Source organism: Pseudomonas sp. 58(2021) (assembly GCF_017491585.1).
GTDB classification, from domain to species: Bacteria; Pseudomonadota; Gammaproteobacteria; order Pseudomonadales; family Pseudomonadaceae; genus Aquipseudomonas; species Aquipseudomonas fluorescens_BT.
This window is the reverse complement of sequence record NZ_JAFGYZ010000004.1, coordinates 196867-217261: the sequence shown is the minus strand read 5'-3', so window position 1 is coordinate 217261 and position 20395 is coordinate 196867. Positions and strand designations below refer to the sequence as shown.

The following is a 20395-nucleotide window of genomic DNA, read 5'->3' as shown; positions in this document are numbered from 1 at the left end:
ATCCAAAATCGCACCCCAGCGAAAAATATCGGAGAATCTTCAAATGGAAATTTGGAAGGAGTCGCAGATAAAGCAGCTGACATTTGCCACGAGAATTGATACTGCTTACCCGATTCTGCTGACATTTGCCAAAAACATAGGCTTCCAGTTCTGCGGCATTTCAATCACTTCGCCTGATCGAAATACACTGCAAAAGCCCTTGCGCTTCAATAACTACCCTCTAGCCTGGAATAAACAATATGAGGAGGAAAGCCACTGGGAGTTTGATCCGGTAGTCACGCACTGCACTCGCTCAATGCTCCCCATTCCCTGGAGCAAAGAGTTATTTTCAAAAACACCACAGTTGTGGAAGTCGTTAAAGGACCAGGGACTGGAGCACGGCTGGTCGCAATCCTTTCATCACGAAGAAAGCGGTCTGTGCAGTATCCTCAGCCTGGCCCGGCCTCACTGCCCGATCACTTCGATCGAGTTGTACGAGCATTTTGGCTACATGCTCTACGTCACCCGCCATCTGAGCGAACTCTTCGCCAGTACGCTTCCTTCACGGCCCGAGAAGGCTCGACCGCCTCGCCTGTCTGCACGAGAGGTCGAAGTGCTGAAACTCTGCGCCTGTGGCAAGACAGCTTATGAAACCGCGAGAATCCTCAGCCTGAGTGAGCGCACCGTGAACTATCACGTGCAGAACGTGATCGTGAAAATGAACGTCTGCAACAAGATCTCTGCAGTCATTGCCGCCGCCAAGGCGGGGATCATCTAGTCGGGATCACCAAAAACAACCAAGTAATGCCGTCGAAAAAAAAGTACCATTTACGACCTTCCTGAGTGATGACGCCAAACTTCGCGCCGCTGTTCACCTGGACGGTTCCGCCGCACGACACTCAGGGCCGCGGTACACCCGTTGATTACCCAGAGTCCCCGCCCCATGCCTTTGCTCGATACGCCCTTCGCCCAGCTTGATCTGATCCGCCAGCCCGAACAGCAGAACGAACCGCTGCAAGCCTTCGACGCAGCCGACGAATACCTGCTCAATCATCTGGCCGAACAGAATCTGCCGGCGGATACCCGAGTATTGGTGCTCAACGACAGTTTCGGAGCGCTGACCATCAGCCTCTCAGGCAAAGTGCAGGTCAGCACCAGCGGAGATTCGTTCCTGGCGTTTCAGGGCCTGGAAAAAAACCTGTTGCGCAATGGCCTGGCGTTCGATGCACTGCGCGGCACGCCAGCCAGCGAGCCGCTGGTCGGGCCATTTGACCGGGTGCTGATCCGTGTCCCGAAAACCCTGGCGCTGCTGGAGGAGCAACTGATTCGCTTGCAGGGCCAACTGGCCCCCGGCGCGCAAGTGGTGGCAGCGGCGATGGTCAAGCATTTGCCCCGTGCCGCCGGTGATTTGCTGGAACGCTACATCGGCCCGGTTCAGGCTTCGCTGGCAGTGAAGAAGGCACGCTTGCTGATCGCCACGCCCGAAACCAAGGCACCCGCCGTCTCGCCCTACCCGACCCGCTATCGCCTCGACGAGCCGGCCATCGAACTGCTCAACCACGCCAACGTGTTCTGCCGTGAAGGGCTGGACATCGGCACCCGCGCCTTCCTTCCGCACCTGCCGAAAAACCTCGGCTCAGCGCGAGTCGCGGATCTTGGCTGCGGCAATGGCGTACTGGCCATTGCCAGCGCCCTGCAAAACCCCGACGCGCATTACACGCTGGTGGACGAGTCGTTCATGGCCGTGCAATCCGCTGCCGAAAACTGGCGCGCGGCGTTGGGCGAGCGGGATGTAATCGTGCGCGCCGGTGACGGCCTGGCCGGACAGGAAGCGCAGTCGCTGGACGTAGTGTTGTGCAACCCGCCGTTCCACCAGCAACAGGTGGTCGGCGACTTCCTCGCCTGGCGCATGTTCCAGCAGGCCCGCGAAGCGCTGGTGGTCGGTGGTGCGCTGTACATTGTCGGTAACCGTCATCTGGGTTATCACAGCAAACTGGCTCGGCTGTTCCGGGGTGTCGAGCAGGTCGCGGCCACACCGAAATTCGTGATCCTCAAGGCGCGCAAATAATCCGGGCAAAAAAAACCCTCCGGTCGGAGGGTCAAAAGTCCGTGCCGCAAGGCAGCGGGATGGGAAGTCTCAGTGCGTGGTCAGGCCTGCGGCGTTCATGAACATGCGCATCAGGCTGGCGACGATGAACAGTGCTCCGACGCTGGCGACCCAGATCATCGCCAACCAGCCGAGCCGCTGCCACAGCGGCTTTTTTTCGGCTTCTTCAATGTCGTGCAGGGAATGTTTGCCGGTCATGCTTTCATCCTCCGGTTGAGGGAGATGGCGCCGCTACCGGCGCCATCGTGATCACCACTAGTGATAACCGTCTTCATGGGTGACCTTGCCGCGGAACACGTAGTAGCTCCAGAAGGTGTAACCCAGGATGAACGGGATGATGAACAGCGTGCCCACCAGCATGAAACCCTGACTTTGCGGCGGTGCGGCAGCGTCCCAGATCGAGATCGACGGCGGTACGATGTTCGGCCACAGGCTGATGCCCAGACCGCTGTAGCCGAGGAAAATCAGCACCAGGGTCAGCAGGAACGGCATGTAGTTGGCATTGCGTGCCACTGCGCGAATCAGACCGTACATCGTCACCAGCACCAGAATCGGCACCGGCATGAACCAGAACAGGTTCGGCATGCTGAACCAGCGTGTCGCGATTTCCGGGTGGGCCAATGGCGTCCAGAGGCTGACGACACCGATCACCGCCAGCAGCACGAAGGCCAGCGGGCGTGCCAGGTCATGCATCTGCTCTTGCAGCTTGCCTTCGGTCTTCATGATCAGCCAGGTGCAGCCGAGCAAGGCGTAAGCCACCACCAATGCAGCGCCGCAGAACAGCGTGAACGGCGTCAGCCAGTCCAGTGAACCGCCGGCGTATTGCCGGTTGACCACCGGCAAACCATCGATGAACGCGCCGAGCGCCACACCCTGGAAGAACGTCGCCGCCACCGAACCACCGATGAACGCCTTGTCCCACAGGTGACGCTTGTCATCCTTGGCCTTGAAGCGGAACTCGAACGCCACACCGCGGAAGATCAGCCCGATCAACATGAAAATCAGCGGCAAATACAGCGCCGACAACACCACCGAATAGGCCAGCGGGAACGCGCCGAACAATGCAGCGCCCCCCAGTACCAGCCAGGTCTCATTACCGTCCCACACCGGGGCGACGGTGTTCATCATCACATCGCGGTCGGTCTTGCCGGGGATGAACGGGAAGAGAATCCCGATCCCCAGGTCGAAACCGTCCATGACCACGTACATCATGATCCCGAAGATGATGATCACGGCCCAGATCAGCGGAAGATCAATACCCATGACTCAAATCTCCTTGGTCAGGCTGCGGTCGTGTTCGGCGCCATCGTCGTCGGCAGCGGACAACGGACGGGCCGGCGTGCGTTTCTGGCCAGGACCACCCTCGTTGGTCTCCTTGCCCTCGTCGGTCTTCGGCCCTTTGCGCACCAGACGCATCATGTAGCCCAAACCCGCACCGAACAGTGCGAAGTACACCACCACGAACATGATCAGCGTGATGCTCATCTGCATGAAACTGTGGTTGGACGACGCATCCGCCGTGCGCATCAGCCCGTAGACCACCCATGGCTGACGACCGATTTCAGTGGTGAACCAGCCCGCCAGAATCGCGATCAGACCGGACGGCCCCATCCACAACGCCAGATACAGGAACGGCCGCGACGTGTAGAGCGTGTCACGCTTGCGCAGCCACAGGCTCCAGAGACCGGTGAAGATCATCAGGAAGCCGAGGCCGACCATGATCCGGAACGACCAGAACACGATGGTCGAATTCGGCCGGTCTTCAGGCGGGAATTCCTTGAGCGCCGGGACTTGCTTGTCCAGCGAGTGGGTCAGGATCAGGCTGCCGAGGTACGGGATCTCGACGGCGTATTTGGTCTTTTCTTCCTTCATGTCCGGCCAGCCGAACAGGATCAGCGGCGTCGCTTCGTTACCGACGTTTTCCCAGTGACCTTCGATCGCGGCGATTTTCGCCGGCTGGTGCTTGAGGGTGTTGAGGCCGTGGAAGTCGCCGATGACCGCCTGGATCGGTGCGACGATCAACGCCATCCACATTGCCATCGACAGCATGGTGCGGATCGCCGGGTTGTCCTTGCCACGCAGCAGGTGCCAGGCGGCCGACGAACCGACGAAGAACGCGGTTGCGACGAATGCCGCCGTCGCCATGTGCATCAGGCGATAGGGGAATGACGGGTTGAAGATGATTGCCAGCCAGTCGGTCGGGATCACTTGGCCGTTGACGATCTCGAAGCCCTGCGGGGTCTGCATCCAGCTGTTGGAGGCAAGAATCCAGAACGTCGAAATCAGCGTGCCGATGGCTACCATGACCGTGGCGAAGAAGTGCAGCTTGCGTCCGACCTTGTTCCAGCCGAAGAGCATCACTCCGAGGAAACCGGCTTCAAGGAAGAACGCCGTGAGCACCTCGTAGGTCAGCAAAGGCCCTGTGACGGAACCTGCGAAGTCCGAAAAGCGGCTCCAGTTGGTGCCGAACTGGTAGGCCATGACCAGCCCCGAGACCACGCCCATGCCGAAGTTGACGGCAAAGATCTTCGACCAGAAGTGGTAGAGATCGCGGTAGGTGTCGTTGCCGGTTTTCAGCCACAGGCCTTCCAGCACCGCGAGATAGCTCGCAAGACCGATGGTGATTGCCGGGAACAGGATATGGAACGAGATGGTGAACGCGAACTGGATTCGGGCGAGATCTAGTGCCTCTAAACCGAACATAAGCTTTCCTCTATCAGATAACGGTTCCAAGGCTGGCGGCCTTGAACCACTGCCCCCACGGGTATGGAGTGCGGCGAACTCGGATTCGTTCTTCTTTTTACAGGCATCGCGACGCAGGGAGTCTGCCGACGGATCACCGATCAGTTCCGCGGAGGGTCTTGATCTGGATCAATCAACGTAGAAAGAGTAGTCCCATTTCCGACGGGGAACCGCGTGGTCTTTTGCCGCGTGACAAGTTGCCTCACAGGCCTGGCAACGCCCCGAAATACATCCTTGGCCAGATCTGGTGTCCGGATACCGAAAAATCGATGTCTGGCTAACTAATTTTTTTGTTATGGCAACTTTCTGTTACAGACTGGTGATAATCTCGCGATTCCCCTCGATCAAGACCGGCCCGCAGATGCCCAGCCAAGAGCCCTTGCTGTTACGCCACCACCGTCCCTTTCTTGCGTTCTGGTTTGCCCGGATCTTCACCGCCAGCGGTTTCCAGATGCTCACCGTGGCGATCGGCTGGAACCTCTATCAACTGACCGGCAACGTGCTCGATCTTGGGCTGGTCGGGTTGGTGGAGTTCGCGCCGCGGGTACTGTTCATGCTGCACACCGGCCACGTTGCCGATCGCTACGATCGGCGCAAGGTCGCGGCGATCTGCCAGTCGCTGCAGGCCTTGATCGCCCTGGCACTGGCTATCGGCAGCGCTACCGATCAGGTCACCCGGGAAATGATCTTTATCCTGGCGTTCCTGCTGGGCGCCGCGCGCTCGTTCGAGATGCCGACCACCCAGGCGCTGCTGCCGAGCATCGTGCCCAGTGCGCTGTTCCCACGGGCGGTCGCCGCCGCACAGTCCGCGCAGCAATCGGCCACCATCGTCGCCCCGGCCCTTGGCGGTCTGCTTTATGCCTTCGGCAGCGTCTGGGTGTATGGCCCGACCGTCGTTCTGTACATCATCGCCTGCACACTGATGCTCAATCTGCCCGCGCGACAGACCCCGCTGAACAAAGGCAAGGCGACACTGGATTCGTTGTTGGCGGGGGTCCGTTTCATTCGCAGCCGCCCGGACATTCTCGGGGCGATTTCGCTGGACCTGTTCGCGGTGCTGCTCGGTGGCGCTACGGCATTGTTGCCGGTGTTCGCCAAGGACATTCTGCTGACCGGTCCATGGGGCCTGGGGTTGCTGCGTTCGGCGCCGGCGGTCGGGGCGTTGATGATGTCGCTGTTCCTGGCGCGCTTTGCCGTCGAGCGAAACGTCGGACGGGTGATGTTCACTGCCGTCGGTGTATTCGGTGTGGCTACCATCGCTTTCGGTCTGTCGACGTCGTTCTGGTTCTCACTGGCGGTATTGGTAGTGCTGGGCGCGGCGGACATGATCAGCATGGTGATCCGCGCCTCGTTCGTGCAACTGGAAACCCCGGACGAAATGCGCGGCCGGGTCAGCGCGGTGAACGGCCTGTTCATCGGCGCCTCGAACCAGTTGGGCGAATTCGAATCCGGCCTCACCGCTCACTGGTTCGGCACCGTGCCAGCCGTGGTGATGGGCGGGGTCGGCACGCTGGTGGTGACCGGAACCTGGATCAAACTGTTCCCGACCCTGGCCAATCGCGACCGGATGCATGTGCCGGTGGAAGAGGTGAAGGCCTAGCTACACGGGCTCCACCAGCGGGGCCATCCCCAAAGCACAAATAGCTAGAAAAGATGCGGTACATAGATACCGCATTGAGTGTAATGTATCGCCTTACACTCGCTGCATGATCAAATCCTTTCAGCACAAAGGCCTTCGCGGCTTCTATGAAACCGGTTCGACTCGCGGGATTCGTGCCGATCACGCTAAACGGCTGTCGCGCATGCTGCAGTTCATGGATCGCGCAGCGGCTCCCGGGGATCTGGACCTTCCCGGTTGGCGTCTGCATCCACTGAAAGGGGAGCTTTGCGAGTACTGGTCACTCAGTGTGTCCGGGAACTGGCGGGTTATCTTTCGATTTGCAGGTTCGGATATCGAACTGATCGACTATCTGGATTACCACTGACAGGAGGCAGGCTCATGCCTATGCACAACCCGCCACACCCCGGTGAAACACTGCTGATGGACGTATTGCCGGAACTTGGGATCAGCGTGACCGAATTGGCTCGGCATCTTGGATTCGCTCGTCCTCACCTTTCCCGTGTTTTGCACGGGCATGCGCCGATCAGCCCGGATCTGGCCGTGCGACTGGAACGCGCGGGGATTGGCAAGGCTCGCATGTGGCTAGGCGTTCAAACCGATTACGACCTTTGGCAAGCCGAGCACCGTGAGCAGCCAGCCATTCAACCAATCGCTGCTCACGCCTGACCTTCTCAGGCCAGCAACTCCCCCGCTACCTTCGCTCTGACGGCCTTGCCCGCCAGTTGCTCGACCAGTGCCAGCGCAAACGCAAGCGCGGCGCCGGAGCCCTGGGCGGTGATGCAATTGCCGTCGACCACCACCGGTTGATCGACAAAGGTACAACCGGACAATTGATGGCTGGCTGTGGGCAGGCAGGTCATCCGGCGTTGACGTAATACACCGAAGCTTTGCAGCGCAACCGCCGGGGCTTCGGCGATGGCGGCGAACAGGCGTCCGGCACTGGCCTGGTCCTTGAGCAATTGTTGCAAGGGCTGGTGCGCGGCAAGGTGTTGTGCGCCGACCGCTCCGCCGGGCAGGACGATCAGGTCGAAGGTCTGGGCCAGCACATCAATGAGCATGCCGTCGGCGGTCAGCCGTGTGCCTCGGGCGCAGGTCAGCATGCGCCGGCCCTCAATGCTGGCCGCTACTACTTCGACGCCGGCCCGGCGCAGCACGTCGATCAGGGTCACGCTTTGCAGATCATCGATGCCCTCGGCGAGGGTAATCAGGGCTCTAAAGGTCATGGGCGCTTTCCGCTGGGTGATCTTTAAAGCGTAGTCAGCTTTGCCCTGCCCTGTTCGCGGCAGCCGTTACTTGATGTAAAGCTGGGTCGACATCGTGTTGCGCGGGGCGTTGATCGATGTATTGCTGAAGGTAAAGGTGCCTTCCTGACGGGCCGCCAGATCGAAGGTATACAGCGAGCCGACGGTTTTGCTGCCGGGCGTGCACTCGGTCAGATTGCCGTTATCAAAGGCACACACCGGGCTTCGCGTGCCGTTCACTTCAAAGCCGTCCAGTGCCGCTTGCGGCTGGCTCTGGCCATAGCCGATTTCCAGCACATAAACCTTGATGCCCGGCGCGCTGTGATCGCAGCGGGTCTGCACCTGACCATCGGTAATGTCTTCGAGCCCGCAGGACGCCGACTGAACCTTGATGACTTTCACCTCGCTCAATGGCGGTGCCGACGCCGCGAGTGCCGCCGGTACACCGGCCAGCAGCAAGGCCATCAGTCCAGCGGTCTTCATCCAACCCTTGCTCATGCGATCCATCCCCGAAAAAACAGCGCGCAGTATGGCGTACTTGGCCGTGGTGCAAAACTTCGCCGACGATCGATACCAACATCCGCCATATTCCTCACGCTGCTGGTATGATGCGCGGCTTTTTCCGGCCCACCACAATTTTCCAGGCGCTTGCGACGGTCTGTGCTTTGCTGTTGAGGTCGATACATTCACGGCGCCACGCGCGCCACGGGGAGCAGACATGCTGGAAAGGCTGTTTCAACTCAAGGCACACAACACCAACGTGCGGACCGAGATTCTGGCGGGCGTCACGACCTTCCTGGCCATGGCCTACATTCTGTTCGTCAACCCGAGCATCCTCGGCGAGACCGGCATGGACAAGGGCGCGGTGTTCGTCGCCACGTGTCTGGCAGCCGCCATCGGCTCCACGGTCATGGGCCTGATCGCCAACTACCCGATCGCCCTTGCGCCTGGCATGGGTCTGAACGCCTTCTTTACCTACACCGTCGTGTTGCACATGGGCCACACCTGGCAGGTAGCGCTGGGCGCGGTGTTCATTTCAGCCGTGTGCTTCTTCCTGCTGTCGATCTTCCGCATCCGTGAATGGATCATCAACAGCATTCCGCTGCCGCTGCGTTCGGCGATTGCTGCCGGTATCGGTCTGTTCCTGGCACTGATCGCTCTGCACAACGCCGGCATCGTGGTCAGCAACCCGGCGACCATGGTTGGCCTCGGTGATCTGAAGCAACCGGCACCGATCCTGGCGACTCTCGGTTTCGCCCTGATCGTTGCCCTTGAAGCCCTGAAAGTGCGTGGCGCGGTGCTGATCGGCATCCTCGCAGTGACCATTGTCTCGATCGTGATGGGCTTCACCCCGTTCGGCGGCGTGACGTCGATGCCACCTTCGCTGGCCCCGACCTTCCTGCAACTGGACATCAAAGGCGCGCTGGACATCGGGCTGGTCAGCGTGATCTTCGCCTTCCTGTTCGTCGACCTGTTCGACAACTCCGGCACCCTGATCGGCGTCGCCAAGCGCGCCGGCCTGATGGGCAAGGATGGCCACATGCCGAAAATGGGCCGTGCGCTGATCGCCGACAGCACCGCGGCCATGGCCGGTTCGCTGCTGGGCACATCGACCACCACCAGCTACATCGAATCCGCTGCGGGCGTCAGTGCCGGGGGCCGCACCGGCCTGACCGCCGTCGTCGTTGCGATTCTGTTCCTGCTGGCGTTGTTCTTCTCGCCACTGGCATCGAGTGTTCCGGCCTTCGCCACCGCGCCGGCACTGCTGTTCGTCGCCGTGCTGATGACTTCGGGCCTGGCGGAAATAGACTGGGAAGACATCACTGTCGCCGCGCCGGTCGTGGTCACCGCCCTGGCGATGCCATTCACCTATTCCATCGCCAACGGCATCGCCTTCGGCTTCATCGCCTGGACTGCGATCAAACTGCTGTCCGGCCGCGCCCGTGAGCTGAACCCGGCGCTGGTGATCCTGTCGATTCTGTTCGTGATCAAGCTGGGTTGGTTCAACGCATGACTTTTGATTCCCAGGCCTACACCACACAACTCGAAGACAAGGTCACGCGCCTGCGTGACCTGCTGGCCCCGTTCGATGCACCGGAGCCAACGGTGTTCGACTCGCCGCTGCAGAACTTCCGTCTGCGCGCCGAATTCCGCCTGTGGCGCGAGGCCGGTGAACGGCATTACGCGATGTTCTCCCAGGACGACAAACGCACGCCGATCCTGATCGAAGAGTTCCCGATCGCCAGCCTGCGCATCAACCAGCTGATGCCGCAATTGAAAGCGGCCTGGCAAGCCAGCGCGGCGCTGAGCCACAAGCTGTTTCAGGTGGAGTTTCTGACCACCCTGGCCGGCGACGCGATGATCACCCTGTGCTATCACCGTCCGCTGGATGAGCACTGGCACGCGGCGGCCACCCAGCTGTCGGCGGATCTGGGCGTCAGCATCATTGGCCGCTCCAAGGGCAAACGCGAAGTGCTCGGCCTCGATTACGTGGTCGAGAAGCTCGACGTCGGCGGCCGCACGTTCAGCTATCGTCAGCCGGAAGGCGCGTTCACCCAGCCCAACGGCACCGTGAACCAGAAGATGCTCAACTGGGCATACGAAGCACTGGGCGATCGCAGCGACGATCTGCTGGAGCTGTACTGCGGCAACGGCAACTTCACCCTGCCACTGGCAACCCGCGTGCGCAAAGTGCTGGCCACCGAAATCAGCAAGACCTCGGTCAATGCCGCACTGAGCAACCTGGCCGAAAACGCTGTGGATAACGTCACCCTGGTACGTCTGTCCGCCGAAGAGCTGACCGAAGCCCTGAACGAAGTTCGCCCGTTCCGCCGCCTGCACGGCATCGACCTGAAAAGCTACGAATTCGGCAGCGTGTTCGTCGACCCGCCACGGGCCGGCATGGACCCGGACACCTGCGAACTGACCCGTCGCTTCGACAATATCCTGTACATCTCCTGCAACCCGGAGACCCTGGCGGCCAACATCGCCCAACTGCACGACACGCACCGCATCACCCGCTGTGCGTTGTTCGACCAGTTCCCGTGGACCCACCACATGGAATCCGGCGTGTTGCTGACTCGCCGTTGACGGCAGATGCCAGAGACAAGAAAGCCGTCCTGACCGACGGCTTTTTTGTGCCTGTTCATGACGCAGGATCAATCTTGCGCGGGCGCCCACCCTTCCTGCCGTTGGCCCGGGCAGCTTCAGCTTTCGCAGTGCTGCTCTGGCGACCGTTGCGCGAAGCGATCACCGAGGCGGCCATGGCCATCAAGGGCTGACTGGCCGAGATCATGCCGGCGATGGAAATCTGCAGGTCCTTGCCGTCGTGGCAGAGCGCGGTGCCGGCAAAGCCGACGTTCAACCCGTTGAAGTCTTCAGGTTCGAAATCATCGAACTCCCGGTAGAGATTCACCGGCAGCAATACGCCGCTGTCGTCCTCGAAGTGAATCACCAGGCATGGTTTCTGAAAGGCCACCGACACGGCTTGCAGGCTGCTGCGTCGGCGCAGCCCTCCCCGCTCAACAGCTTCATCGAGGCGCTTTTCCGTTACCGGTCGATCAGCATGCAAACCGGCTTTTACTGTTTTCATAGTTCGATCTCCACACCTTCCTGAGCACCAACCAGGGCCAGCAGGGTTTTGTTTTCTTCTGGTTCGTAATATGCCGATCCGATTCTGAAGGTCGCTCCGGTGACTTCGCGCATGACCGCCACTTCGTTCGAGTCCCCGTCCCACCATTGGTTATCGAGACAGGCAGTCTGCAGACGAGTCCACCAAATTCGACGGGCCCGCCGCAGATGAACAGTTTCACGCAGCGATTGGCGCAGCCCCTCAAGCACTGCAATCGGTGGCCGACGCGACAGGGGCACCACATCCCATAACTCCACGCCGTTGTGCCAGAAGCTGAATTTGAAACGGGCACTCCATGCGCCTGAATCTACGTGCGCATGGGGCGGACAATGTTCGTCTCGCAACATGATCACCACCGACAATCCCTTGTAACTGCACACTTTCATGCTAACCCATCCGTTAGGTTAAAGAGTTTCGAAAACTGCCATTCCCTGACAATTCCGACCATCGGCATTGCTGCCTCAAATGGTCAGTACGTTTTCGAGCCTAGTGCGGGATTCAGGAAAGCCCTGGGCAAAATGGTAAGCAGTTCTTTCGCAGCGCCCGCGCATTTGCTACATACGAAGACTCATTCCCCGGTGTACTCAATCATGCAGCGACACTTTGACGATCTTCAGCTGGGCAGCATCGAGTTGTTTTGCCTGGCTGCCGAGTGCGGCAGCTTCACCGGCGCGGCGCAGGCGGCTTCGGTGACGCCGGCAGCGGTGAGCCGCTCGGTGTCACGCATGGAGGAACGCCTGGGTGTACGCCTGTTTGCACGCACCACCCGCAGCGTGAAACTGACCGACAGCGGCCGACGCTACTACGAAGAATGCAGCCAGGCGCTGGCGCAACTGGTCGAGGCGCAACGGGAAGTCATGGGCCAGCAGCAGGAACCGTCCGGCACCTTGCGTATCAGTATTCCCACGACTTACGCCCATCATCGGATCCTGCCGCTACTGCCCGCGTTTCGTGCGCGCTTCCCACAGGTGAAGGTCGACATGCACATCAGCAATCGCAACATCGACTTCGTCGGCGAGGGCTACGACATGGCGATCCGCGTGCGAGCGATTCCCGATTCCGGCCTGATCGCCCGGCATCTGGAAGATGCGGCGCTGGTGATGGTCGCCAGCCCCGACTACCTCAAACGCGCCGGCACGCCGCAGACCCTCGAAGACCTCGAACAGCACGAATGCATTCAATACGAACTGCCCAGCAGCGGGCGGCGTATCACCTGGCTGTTTTACGATGAAGAGACACCACGGGAAATCCTCGCCGAGGGCAATTTCTGTTGCTCCGATGACGTGCTCGGTGGCGTGACCCTGGCCAAACATGGCGCCGGGTTGTTCCAGACCTATCGCTTCATTGTCGAAAAAGAACTGGCCGACGGCTCGCTGGTGGAAGTGCTCAAGCCTTACAGCGGACGCTCGCGACCGTTCACGTTGCTGTACCCGCAGAATCGCCACATGCCACTGCGCGTCAGGGCTTTCATCGATTTTCTGGTCGAGCAGTTGCCGCACTGAATTGCACCAGTGTTCGATCACCGCACACAAAACCGGGCCGTCGATGCAGAGCAATTGATTAAAGTAACCAGCTAGTACAATTTAACTCCACAAGCCGAAACCCTCGGCCCAAGCCAAAAACAATAAGTGGAGTTTGCCCCCCATGCCCCCTATCGTTCTGGTGCTCAACGGCCCGAACCTGAACCTGCTCGGCACCCGTGAACCGGCCACCTACGGTCACGAAACCCTGGCCGACATCTCTGCCCTGTGCGGGCGCGCCGCCGAAGAATTCGGCCTGGCCGTGGAGTTTCGCCAGACCAACCACGAAGGCGAACTGCTCGACTGGATTCACGGCGCCCGCCAGCGTTGCGCCGGCATCGTGATCAATCCGGCTGCCTGGACGCACACCTCGGTAGCGATCCGCGACGCCCTGGTCGCCAGCGAATTGCCGGTGATCGAAGTCCACCTGTCCAACGTCCACGCTCGCGAGCCGTTCCGTCACCATTCGTTCGTCTCGGCCATCGCCACAGCCGTGATGTGCGGCTTCGGCAGCCACGGCTATCGCCTGGCCCTGGAACATTTCAGCCAGCGGCTGAAGGGGTGATCCGCATGAATCGCAACAACGTGATACTCGCCGGGCTGATCGGCGCCGGCATCCAGGCGTCCCGTACTCCGGCGCTGCATGAACATGAAGGCGACGAACAGGGACTGCGTTACCTGTACCGGCTGATCGATCTCGATCAACTGCAACTGGACAGCAGCGCCCTGCCCGACCTGCTGCTGGCCGCCGAGCGAATGAACTACACCGGCCTGAACATCACCTTTCCGTGCAAGCAGGCAATCATCCCGCTGCTCGATGAGCTCTCACCCGAAGCCCGGGGCATCGGCGCCGTGAACACGGTGGTGCTGAAGGACGGCAAACGCGTCGGCCACAACACCGATTGTCTGGGTTTCGCCGAAGGATTTCGTCGCGGGCTGCCAGACGTTGCCCGCGAACGTGTGGTCCAGATGGGCGCCGGTGGTGCAGGCGCGGCGGTGGCCCACGCCTTGTTGAGCGAAGGCGTACAGCAACTGAGCATTTTTGATGTGGATGTCGAACGGGCCGAGAGCCTGGCGAACAACCTCAATCAACATTTCGATGCGGGCCGGGCCGTGGCCGGACACGATCTGTCGAGCGCGTTGAGTCATGCCGATGGCCTGGTGAACACCACGCCGATGGGCATGGCCAAACTGCCGGGCATGCCCGTGCCGGCCGCATTGCTGCGTCCAGAATTGTGGGTGGCGGAGATCGTGTATTTCCCGCTGGAAACCGAACTGCTGCGCAACGCCCGCGCCCTGGGTTGCCGAACCCTGGATGGCGGCAATATGGCGGTGTTTCAGGCAGTGAAGGCGTTTGAGCTGTTCAGCGGCAAGGTGCCGGATGCGCAGCGAATGCTCGCGCATTTTCAAAGCATGAATGGGTAAAACCGTGAGGGGGCGACGCCCCCTCGACTTCAGTCACGCTTGCAGGTAACGCAGCACCGACTCGCAAATCATCTCGCGATGACGCTGCTTGATGGTTTCATCCGGCAGGTCGATCTGAAAGATCTCACCGAACGTGTGGCGGTTGGATACGCGATAGAAACAGAACGAACTGATCAGCAGATGCACGTCCAGCGCGTCGAGCCCGGCACGGAACACACCTTCAGCGGCACCGCGCGCCAGGATCTCGCCCAGCGAATCGAGGATCGTGTTGTTCATCGCCTTGATCGCGTCGGAACGCTTCACGTACTCGGCGTTATGGATGTTTTCGATGCAGACGATGCGCACGAAATCGACGTTGCGGTCGTGGTGATCGAAGGTGAACTCCACCAGACGGCGGATCGCCTCCACCGGAGGCAGTTCGGCCAGGTGCAAACGGTTTTCGGTGCTGCGGATATCGCCGTAGAGCTTCTCCAGAACCTCGACGTACAACTGCTCCTTGCTGCCGAAGTAGTAATAGATCATGCGCTTGGAGGTGTGAATGCGCTCGGCGATCGCGTCGACACGAGCACCGGACAGACCCTGCTGGACGAACTCGACGATCGCCTCCTGCAGGATATTCTCGCGGGTCTTTTCCGGGTTGTTCTTGCGACTCTTGCGCGGCTCAACCGCGGGTAGAACGGGGGCTGCGGAAAGTTCTGAAGTCATTGTCATTGCGGGCTCACGGCCATCACTGCACAGGCTGGCGATTATGGGCCGCGCGGCACAGTGAAGGAAGCCGCGCGGCCCGTGTTTAATCCCGCGTTTACGAATTTCCTACAACTTCGCCTGGCGAACGGCACCACTGCGTGCTTTGGCCATCGCAGCCAGCCGCACCGCGACGTTGGCGGCGCCATAACCGGCATAACCGTTCTTGCGCTGGATGATCTCGAAGAAGAAACGCCCCTCGAACGGCTCGGTGTAGACGTGGAACAACTCGCCACCTTGTGCATCGCGGTCGTACAGCACGTTGTAGTACGCCAGCTCGCTGAGGAATTCGTCGTCGAAATCGAAGCGCGCCGCGAGGTCATCGTAGTAGTTGAGCGGGATATCCAGCAGCGGTACACCCGCTTCTTTCGCCCGGCTGACCTCGGCGAAGATATCGTCACAATCGAAGGCAATGTGATGCACCCCGGAACCGCGATAACTCGACAGCGCGTGTGAGATCGCGGTGTTGCGGTTCTCGGAAATGTTCAGCGGCAGACGGATCGAACTGTCGCGGCTACGCAGCGCGCGACTCTTCACCAGACCGTACGGATCCGGCAGCACCACCTCGTCATCGGCCTCGAAATCCAGCAGGCTCTTGTAGAACAGCACCCAGCTGTCGAGGCTGTCTGCCGGCAGCGCCATGGCCATGTGATCGATGCGTTTGAGACCGCCGCGAGCCACAGCATCCGGCAGAAGATTGAAATCGGTGCCGTAGACATCCGCCTCTTCATCCACCAGATAAATCAGGCTGCCATCCGGCGCCCGCACCGCTGCCAACTCCAGTTCATTGGGGCCGACCAGCCCGCGATACGGCTGACCTTTATAGGCGACGGCGCGGGCCAGCGCACTGGCACTGTCCTTGACCCGTACGGCAGTGGCGCACAGCGACGGGCCGTGGGCTTCGAAAAAGCTGTGGCCGAACGAATAGGGTTCAGAGTTGAGGATCAGGTTGATATCGCCCTGACGCAACAGGCTGACGCTCTTGGAGCGATGCTGGCCGGCCTTGACGAAACCCAGCCGTTCCAGCCAGTTCGACAGCTTGGCACCCAGGCTTTCATCCACCGCGAACTCAAGAAACTCGATGCCGTTGTATTCGCTGGCCTTCGGCGTCTCGAAGAGGATGTCGCGGTTATCCACAGGGCGGACTTCCTGCTCCAGACGCTGGCGGGTTTTCTCCTCCAGGTACAGCAGCGAACGCAGACCGTCGGCCGCATTGGCCCGAGGCGGTGCGGCGCGGAAGCCGTCGTTGAATATTTCCAGCGACAGCGGCCCGGTGTAGCCGCTCTGGATAATCGGCGCGAGAAAACCCGGCAGATCGAATTCGCCCTGCCCCGGGAAGCAGCGGAAATGCCGGCTCCACTCCAGCACATCCATCGCCAGGATCGGCGCGTCAGCCATCTGCACGAAGAAGATCTTGTCGCCGGGAATCTCGGCAATCGCCCGTGGATCGCCCTTGAGCGACAGGGTGTGGAAGCTGTCGAGCAACACGCCGAGGGCCGGGTGATCGGCCTGACGCACGATGTCCCAGACCTGTTGATACGTGTTCACATGGCGGCCCCAGGCCAGCGCTTCATAACCGATGCGCAAGCCACGGGCGCCGGCGCGCTCAGCCAGCAGGCGCAGGTCATCAATCAGGATCTGCTGGTCGCCGACACTGTCTGGCGAGGCATTGCTGCAGACCAGCACCAGGTCGGTGCCCAGTTCCTGCATCAGGTCAAACTTGCGCTCGGCCCGCTCCAGGTTGCGCTCCAGACGATCGCGGCGGCAGCCTTCGAAATCGCGGAACGGCTGGAACAGGGTGATGGCAATCCCGAGGTCGGCGCACATCTGCCTGATTTCCCGGGGACTGCCGTCGTAATACAGAAGGTCGTTCTCGAAAATCTCCACCCCGTCAAACCCGGCGGCGGCAATGGCTTCGAGCTTTTCCGGCAGGGTTCCGCTCAAGGAAACGGTGGCAATGGATCGCTGCATGTTTCAACTCCCGGTGGAGACGTCGGCTACGGGGATTGCGCCGCTTTTATAAGATGAGCGAATTATTGGTCCCGGTTTTTCATTGAGCAATTTAAACTGTACTACCCGGTTAGTTTTGCGTGCGATTATCGAACACAATGCCGGTTTGGCGAATTGACGATTTTTCGTCCACTGCCCAACATCCCTTTCACCTTGAGTCCGGAACTGAACCACCGGTCGCAGCGTGCACAAAAAAAGCACACCAAATAACAAATCCAAAAACGGGTGGAACACATGATTCCTTCACAGACTTCCCGCATGGCTCCGGCCATGAGCACTGCCACGGGTGGCATCGGCGACAAGATCCGCGGCGCCATGGCCGTCGGCAAGACCCGTTGGGGCATGCTGGCGCTGGTGTTTTTCGCCACCACCCTCAATTACATCGACCGCGCCGCCCTCGGCGTCATGCAGCCAATCCTCGCCAAGGAAATGAGCTGGACGGCGATGGACTACGCCAACATCAACTTCTGGTTTCAGGTCGGCTACGCGATCGGTTTCGTGCTGCAAGGGCGGCTGATCGACCGGGTCGGCGTCAAACGCGTGTTCTTCTGCGCGGTGCTGCTCTGGAGCCTGGCCACCGGCGCCCACGGTCTGGCAACTTCGGCGGTAGGTTTCATGGTTTGCCGGTTCATCCTCGGCCTGACTGAAGCGGCGAACTACCCGGCTTGTGTGAAGACCACACGCCTGTGGTTCCCGGCCGGTGAACGCGCGGTGGCCACCGGCATCTTCAACGCCGGCACCAACGTCGGCGCGATGTTCACCCCGATGCTGCTGCCGTTGATTCTTCACGTATGGGGCTGGCAAGCCGCGTTCCTGTGCATGTCGGCACTGGGCGGGATCTGGCTGCTGTTCTGGGGTCTTAAGTATTTCAACCCGGAAGATCACCCGAGCGTCAAACAGTCGGAACTGGACTACATCCAGAAAGAAGTCGAACCGGAGCAGGCCCGCGTACCGTTCTCGAAAATCCTGCGGATGCGCGGCACCTGGGCCTTCGCCCTTGCCTACTCGCTGACTGCGCCGGTGTTCTGGTTCTACCTGTACTGGCTGCCGCCGTTTCTCAATCAGCAATACAACCTGGGCATCAACGTTACCCAGATGGGCATTCCGCTGATCATCATCTACGTCACCGCCGACTTCGGCAGCGTGGGCGGCGGGATTCTGTCTTCGTTCCTGATCGGTCGCGGCATGAACTCGATCAAGGCGCGGCTGCTGTCGATGTTCCTGTTCGCCTGCTGCATCATCGGCGTGGTCATGGCCGCCGGCTCCGCCAACCTGTGGATCGCCGTCGCCGCCATCTCCCTGGCCATCGGCGCGCATCAGGCCTGGACCGCCAACATCTGGAGCCTGGTGATGGACTACACACCCAAGCACATGATGAGCACGGTGTTCGGTTTCGGCGGCATGTGCGCGGCGATCGGCGGGATGTTCATGACCCAGATCGTCGGCCATATCCTGACTGTCACCAACAACAACTACACCGTGCTGTTCACCCTGATTCCGGCGATGTACTTCATCGCACTGACCTGGATGTACTTCATGGCGCCGCGCAAGATTCCTACCATCACCGAATAACTTTCCTGCACCGACCGGCCTGATTTCAGGCCGGTCACGTCTTCAGCGCCGGCTCTGCTGCCACGCTGCCGCCAGTCCGCTGCAACAGATCACCGCAATTCCGATCACTGTCATCAGGGTCGGCGTGTGAGCAAACAGCAACCAGCCCAGCAACCCTGCAAACACAATCTGGCAATAACCGAACGGCGCCAGCAACGCCGGCGCGGCATGGCGGAACGCCTGTGTCAGAAACAGGTGCGCGGTCATCCCGCAACTGCCCAGCGCCAGCATCAACAACGCATGCCCCAGACTCGGCACCTGCCAGAAGAACGGCACCAGCGCACTCATCACCAGCGTGTTGCACAACCCGGCGAAAAAATTGCTGGTGGTCGGGCTGTCGACCTCGCTGAGCTTGCGGGTCAGCAACTGATAGAAGCAGAAAAACAGCGCCGAACAGAACGGCAGGAGAATCGCCGGGGTGAACAGGTCACCGCCCGGATGGACGATGATCAGCACACCGATGAACCCGCACACCACCGCGATCCACTGACCGCGCGTCACCCGCTCCTTGAGCAGCGGCACCGACAGCGCCGTCACCAGCACCGGCGCAAGAAAGTTGACCGCCGTGGCCTCGGCCAGCGGGATGTACAGCAACGCCGTGGTGAAAAACAGGCTGGTGCCCAACAGGCACAACGCCCGCGCCAACTGCCACAACGGACGCTTGGTGCGCAGCACGCGCAGTCCGGACTGCGGCAGGAAAATCCCCGCCATCAGCAGCGTGTGCACCAGATACCGCGCCCACACCACCATGACGATCGGATAAAAACCCGAAAGGTATTTCGACAGCGCGTCGTGACTGGAGAACAGGAAGGTTGCCACGACAATCAGCAAGATCCCCTTGAAGGGTTGGTTGACGCCGGAAAGCGGGGTGCTGACGGTCATGGGCTCTCTCTGAATGAAAAATAAACGGTGACGAGGACGCGTGCGCCTCGCCCCTTGAAGCAGACTTAAAGCCGGGCCAACAATTCCCGTGTCCGGTCGATCGCCATTTGCGCCCGCTGCAATCCACTCACGCCCTGCTCCAGCAATTTGACCGTGGGAATTTCCAGACTCAGGGGAAGGTTAGCCGGAAGGCAGCGCAATAAGCCGCTCAAGTCACAATCCCCCTCGCCAGGAAACCGTCGTTCATTGCGGGCCTGACGCAAGATCTCGGCCATGTCCGTCGGCCTCGGCCCGGCAACATCGCACAACTGTGCGTAGCGCAGCCGTGAGGACGGCACACCGGTCAGATCTTCCAGCCGCGATCCGGAACGGTCGAAGTGAAACGCATCGACCAGCACCGCACCGTTTTCGCGCCCGGCGTTGTCGACGATGCGCAACGCCTGCTCAAGATTGCGTGCATCGGTCCACGGCATGAACTCCAGATGCGGATGCAAACCGTAGGGTGCCGCCCGATCGCAGAGTGCCGCAAAATTATCGGTGAGCCGCTGCTCGTCAGGATCGTTTCCGGCGACCAGCAATTCACTGGCACCGAACTCCGCGCCGACGCTGAGCAGTGGCTCGAAATCCGCCACCACCGTGTGCGGTTTCAGACGCAGGATTTCCACGTCGAGCACGCCGATTCCGGTGTCACGCAAACGCGCCAGTGTCTGACGCCGCAAATCGCCATCGGCTACCAACGGAAAGTGATATTCCTCGGCCGTCGCCGGCTCCAGACGCAAGCCGACATGGCTGTATCCGGCACGGGCGGCGACCTCGACCATCTCGGGTGGCGACAACTCCAGCACGGTCAGGCTGGCCAGGGACAGAATTCGTTCGCTCATG

At 60.5% G+C, this 20395-nt stretch carries 22 protein-coding genes; 11 read left to right on the top strand and 11 right to left on the bottom strand.

Going from position 1 to position 20395, the window contains the following annotated elements; genetic code table 11:
* The first annotated feature begins 43 nt into the window (after positions 1-43).
* Together J5M72_RS06445 and J5M72_RS06440 are read left to right on the top strand one after the other, a co-directional pair.
* The gene (locus J5M72_RS06445; RefSeq protein WP_207864722.1) at positions 44-757 is read left to right on the top strand and encodes an autoinducer binding domain-containing protein; all 714 of its coding nucleotides are present in this window, start codon (positions 44-46) and stop codon (positions 755-757) included.
* A 165-nt stretch (positions 758-922) separates the two neighbouring features.
* Entirely contained in the window at positions 923-2047 is a 1125-nt protein-coding gene (locus J5M72_RS06440) for a class I SAM-dependent methyltransferase (RefSeq protein ID WP_207864720.1), read from the top strand.
* Positions 2048-2116: 69 nt separating this feature from the next.
* On the opposite strand, the gene J5M72_RS06435 is transcribed toward J5M72_RS06440, so the two are convergent.
* From J5M72_RS06435 to J5M72_RS06425, 3 genes are read right to left on the bottom strand one after another with little or no spacing between them, the layout of a single operon-like run.
* Positions 2117-2284, bottom strand: coding sequence for a DUF2474 domain-containing protein (locus J5M72_RS06435; RefSeq protein ID WP_207864718.1), 168 nt, complete (start codon positions 2282-2284; stop codon positions 2117-2119).
* A gap of 57 nt (positions 2285-2341) precedes the next feature.
* Positions 2342-3349, bottom strand: coding sequence for a cytochrome d ubiquinol oxidase subunit II (gene cydB / locus J5M72_RS06430; RefSeq protein ID WP_169432006.1), 1008 nt, complete (start codon positions 3347-3349; stop codon positions 2342-2344).
* 3 nt (positions 3350-3352) lie between these two features.
* Positions 3353-4789 carry a cytochrome ubiquinol oxidase subunit I gene (locus J5M72_RS06425; protein ID WP_169432007.1) on the bottom strand — a complete coding sequence of 479 codons (1437 nt, stop codon included), beginning with the start codon at positions 4787-4789 and terminating at the stop codon, positions 3353-3355.
* 400 nt (positions 4790-5189) lie between these two features.
* Here J5M72_RS06425 and J5M72_RS06420 point away from each other — a divergent pair, with 400 nt between their 5' ends.
* The 3 genes from J5M72_RS06420 to J5M72_RS06410 all read left to right on the top strand — a co-directional run bounded on the left by J5M72_RS06420 (position 5190) and on the right by J5M72_RS06410 (position 7115).
* The gene (locus J5M72_RS06420; RefSeq protein ID WP_207864716.1) at positions 5190-6428 is read left to right on the top strand and encodes an MFS transporter; all 1239 of its coding nucleotides are present in this window, start codon (positions 5190-5192) and stop codon (positions 6426-6428) included.
* A 106-nt stretch (positions 6429-6534) separates the two neighbouring features.
* A complete protein-coding gene (locus J5M72_RS06415; protein WP_085747693.1) occupies positions 6535-6813 on the top strand; it encodes a type II toxin-antitoxin system RelE/ParE family toxin in 279 nt (92 codons plus the stop codon).
* Positions 6814-6827: 14 nt separating this feature from the next.
* A complete protein-coding gene (locus tag J5M72_RS06410) occupies positions 6828-7115 on the top strand; it encodes a HigA family addiction module antitoxin (RefSeq protein WP_045121630.1) in 288 nt (95 codons plus the stop codon).
* A 5-nt stretch (positions 7116-7120) separates the two neighbouring features.
* Here J5M72_RS06410 and J5M72_RS06405 read toward each other — a convergent pair whose 3' ends face one another.
* Positions 7121-7672, bottom strand: coding sequence for a DJ-1 family glyoxalase III (locus J5M72_RS06405; RefSeq protein WP_207864714.1), 552 nt, complete (start codon positions 7670-7672; stop codon positions 7121-7123).
* 66 nt (positions 7673-7738) lie between these two features.
* The gene (locus tag J5M72_RS06400) at positions 7739-8188 is read right to left on the bottom strand and encodes a DUF4879 domain-containing protein (protein ID WP_169432010.1); all 450 of its coding nucleotides are present in this window, start codon (positions 8186-8188) and stop codon (positions 7739-7741) included.
* A gap of 220 nt (positions 8189-8408) precedes the next feature.
* Here J5M72_RS06400 and J5M72_RS06395 point away from each other — a divergent pair, with 220 nt between their 5' ends.
* Together J5M72_RS06395 and trmA are read left to right on the top strand one after the other, a co-directional pair.
* The gene (locus J5M72_RS06395) at positions 8409-9704 is read left to right on the top strand and encodes an NCS2 family permease (protein WP_207864712.1); all 1296 of its coding nucleotides are present in this window, start codon (positions 8409-8411) and stop codon (positions 9702-9704) included.
* The gene (gene trmA / locus J5M72_RS06390; protein ID WP_207864710.1) at positions 9701-10780 is read left to right on the top strand and encodes a tRNA (uridine(54)-C5)-methyltransferase TrmA; all 1080 of its coding nucleotides are present in this window, start codon (positions 9701-9703) and stop codon (positions 10778-10780) included. Before J5M72_RS06395 ends, trmA begins: the two co-directional genes overlap by 4 nt.
* 55 nt (positions 10781-10835) lie before the next feature.
* Here trmA and J5M72_RS06385 read toward each other — a convergent pair whose 3' ends face one another.
* Positions 10836-11282, bottom strand: a complete 447-nt coding sequence (locus J5M72_RS06385; protein WP_207864708.1) for a hypothetical protein — start codon at positions 11280-11282, stop codon at positions 10836-10838.
* Positions 11279-11707, bottom strand: coding sequence for a hypothetical protein (locus tag J5M72_RS06380; protein ID WP_039771768.1), 429 nt, complete (start codon positions 11705-11707; stop codon positions 11279-11281). The genes J5M72_RS06385 and J5M72_RS06380 overlap by 4 nt, the downstream gene beginning before the upstream one ends.
* A 204-nt stretch (positions 11708-11911) precedes the next feature.
* Between J5M72_RS06380 and J5M72_RS06375 the strand changes: the two genes are divergently transcribed.
* The 3 genes from J5M72_RS06375 (at position 11912) to J5M72_RS06365 (ending at position 14266) form a co-directional block, all read left to right on the top strand.
* The gene (locus J5M72_RS06375; protein ID WP_207864706.1) at positions 11912-12823 is read left to right on the top strand and encodes a LysR family transcriptional regulator; all 912 of its coding nucleotides are present in this window, start codon (positions 11912-11914) and stop codon (positions 12821-12823) included.
* A gap of 142 nt (positions 12824-12965) precedes the next feature.
* A complete protein-coding gene (aroQ, locus tag J5M72_RS06370) occupies positions 12966-13406 on the top strand; it encodes a type II 3-dehydroquinate dehydratase (protein WP_011336043.1) in 441 nt (146 codons plus the stop codon).
* A 5-nt stretch (positions 13407-13411) separates the two neighbouring features.
* Positions 13412-14266, top strand: a complete 855-nt coding sequence (locus tag J5M72_RS06365) for a shikimate dehydrogenase (protein WP_207864704.1) — start codon at positions 13412-13414, stop codon at positions 14264-14266.
* Between the two features lie 33 nt (positions 14267-14299).
* Here J5M72_RS06365 and J5M72_RS06360 read toward each other — a convergent pair whose 3' ends face one another.
* Together J5M72_RS06360 and quiC are read right to left on the bottom strand one after the other, a co-directional pair.
* On the bottom strand, positions 14300-14977 hold the full coding sequence (locus J5M72_RS06360) for a TetR family transcriptional regulator (protein WP_169432017.1): 678 nt from the start codon (positions 14975-14977) through the stop codon (positions 14300-14302).
* A 102-nt stretch (positions 14978-15079) separates the two neighbouring features.
* Positions 15080-16981: a 3-dehydroshikimate dehydratase QuiC gene (gene quiC / locus J5M72_RS06355; protein WP_207864700.1), complete on the bottom strand. Its 1902-nt coding sequence runs from the start codon at positions 16979-16981 to the stop codon at positions 15080-15082.
* Between the two features lie 273 nt (positions 16982-17254).
* Between quiC and J5M72_RS06350 the strand changes: the two genes are divergently transcribed.
* Positions 17255-18592, top strand: coding sequence for an MFS transporter (locus J5M72_RS06350; protein WP_169432019.1), 1338 nt, complete (start codon positions 17255-17257; stop codon positions 18590-18592).
* Positions 18593-18634: 42 nt separating this feature from the next.
* Here J5M72_RS06350 and J5M72_RS06345 read toward each other — a convergent pair whose 3' ends face one another.
* Both J5M72_RS06345 and J5M72_RS06340 read right to left on the bottom strand, forming a co-directional pair.
* On the bottom strand, positions 18635-19513 hold the full coding sequence (locus J5M72_RS06345) for a DMT family transporter (RefSeq protein WP_169432020.1): 879 nt from the start codon (positions 19511-19513) through the stop codon (positions 18635-18637).
* Between the two features lie 65 nt (positions 19514-19578).
* A complete protein-coding gene (locus J5M72_RS06340; RefSeq protein ID WP_169432021.1) occupies positions 19579-20394 on the bottom strand; it encodes a sugar phosphate isomerase/epimerase in 816 nt (271 codons plus the stop codon).
* Position 20395: the final 1 nt, after the last annotated feature.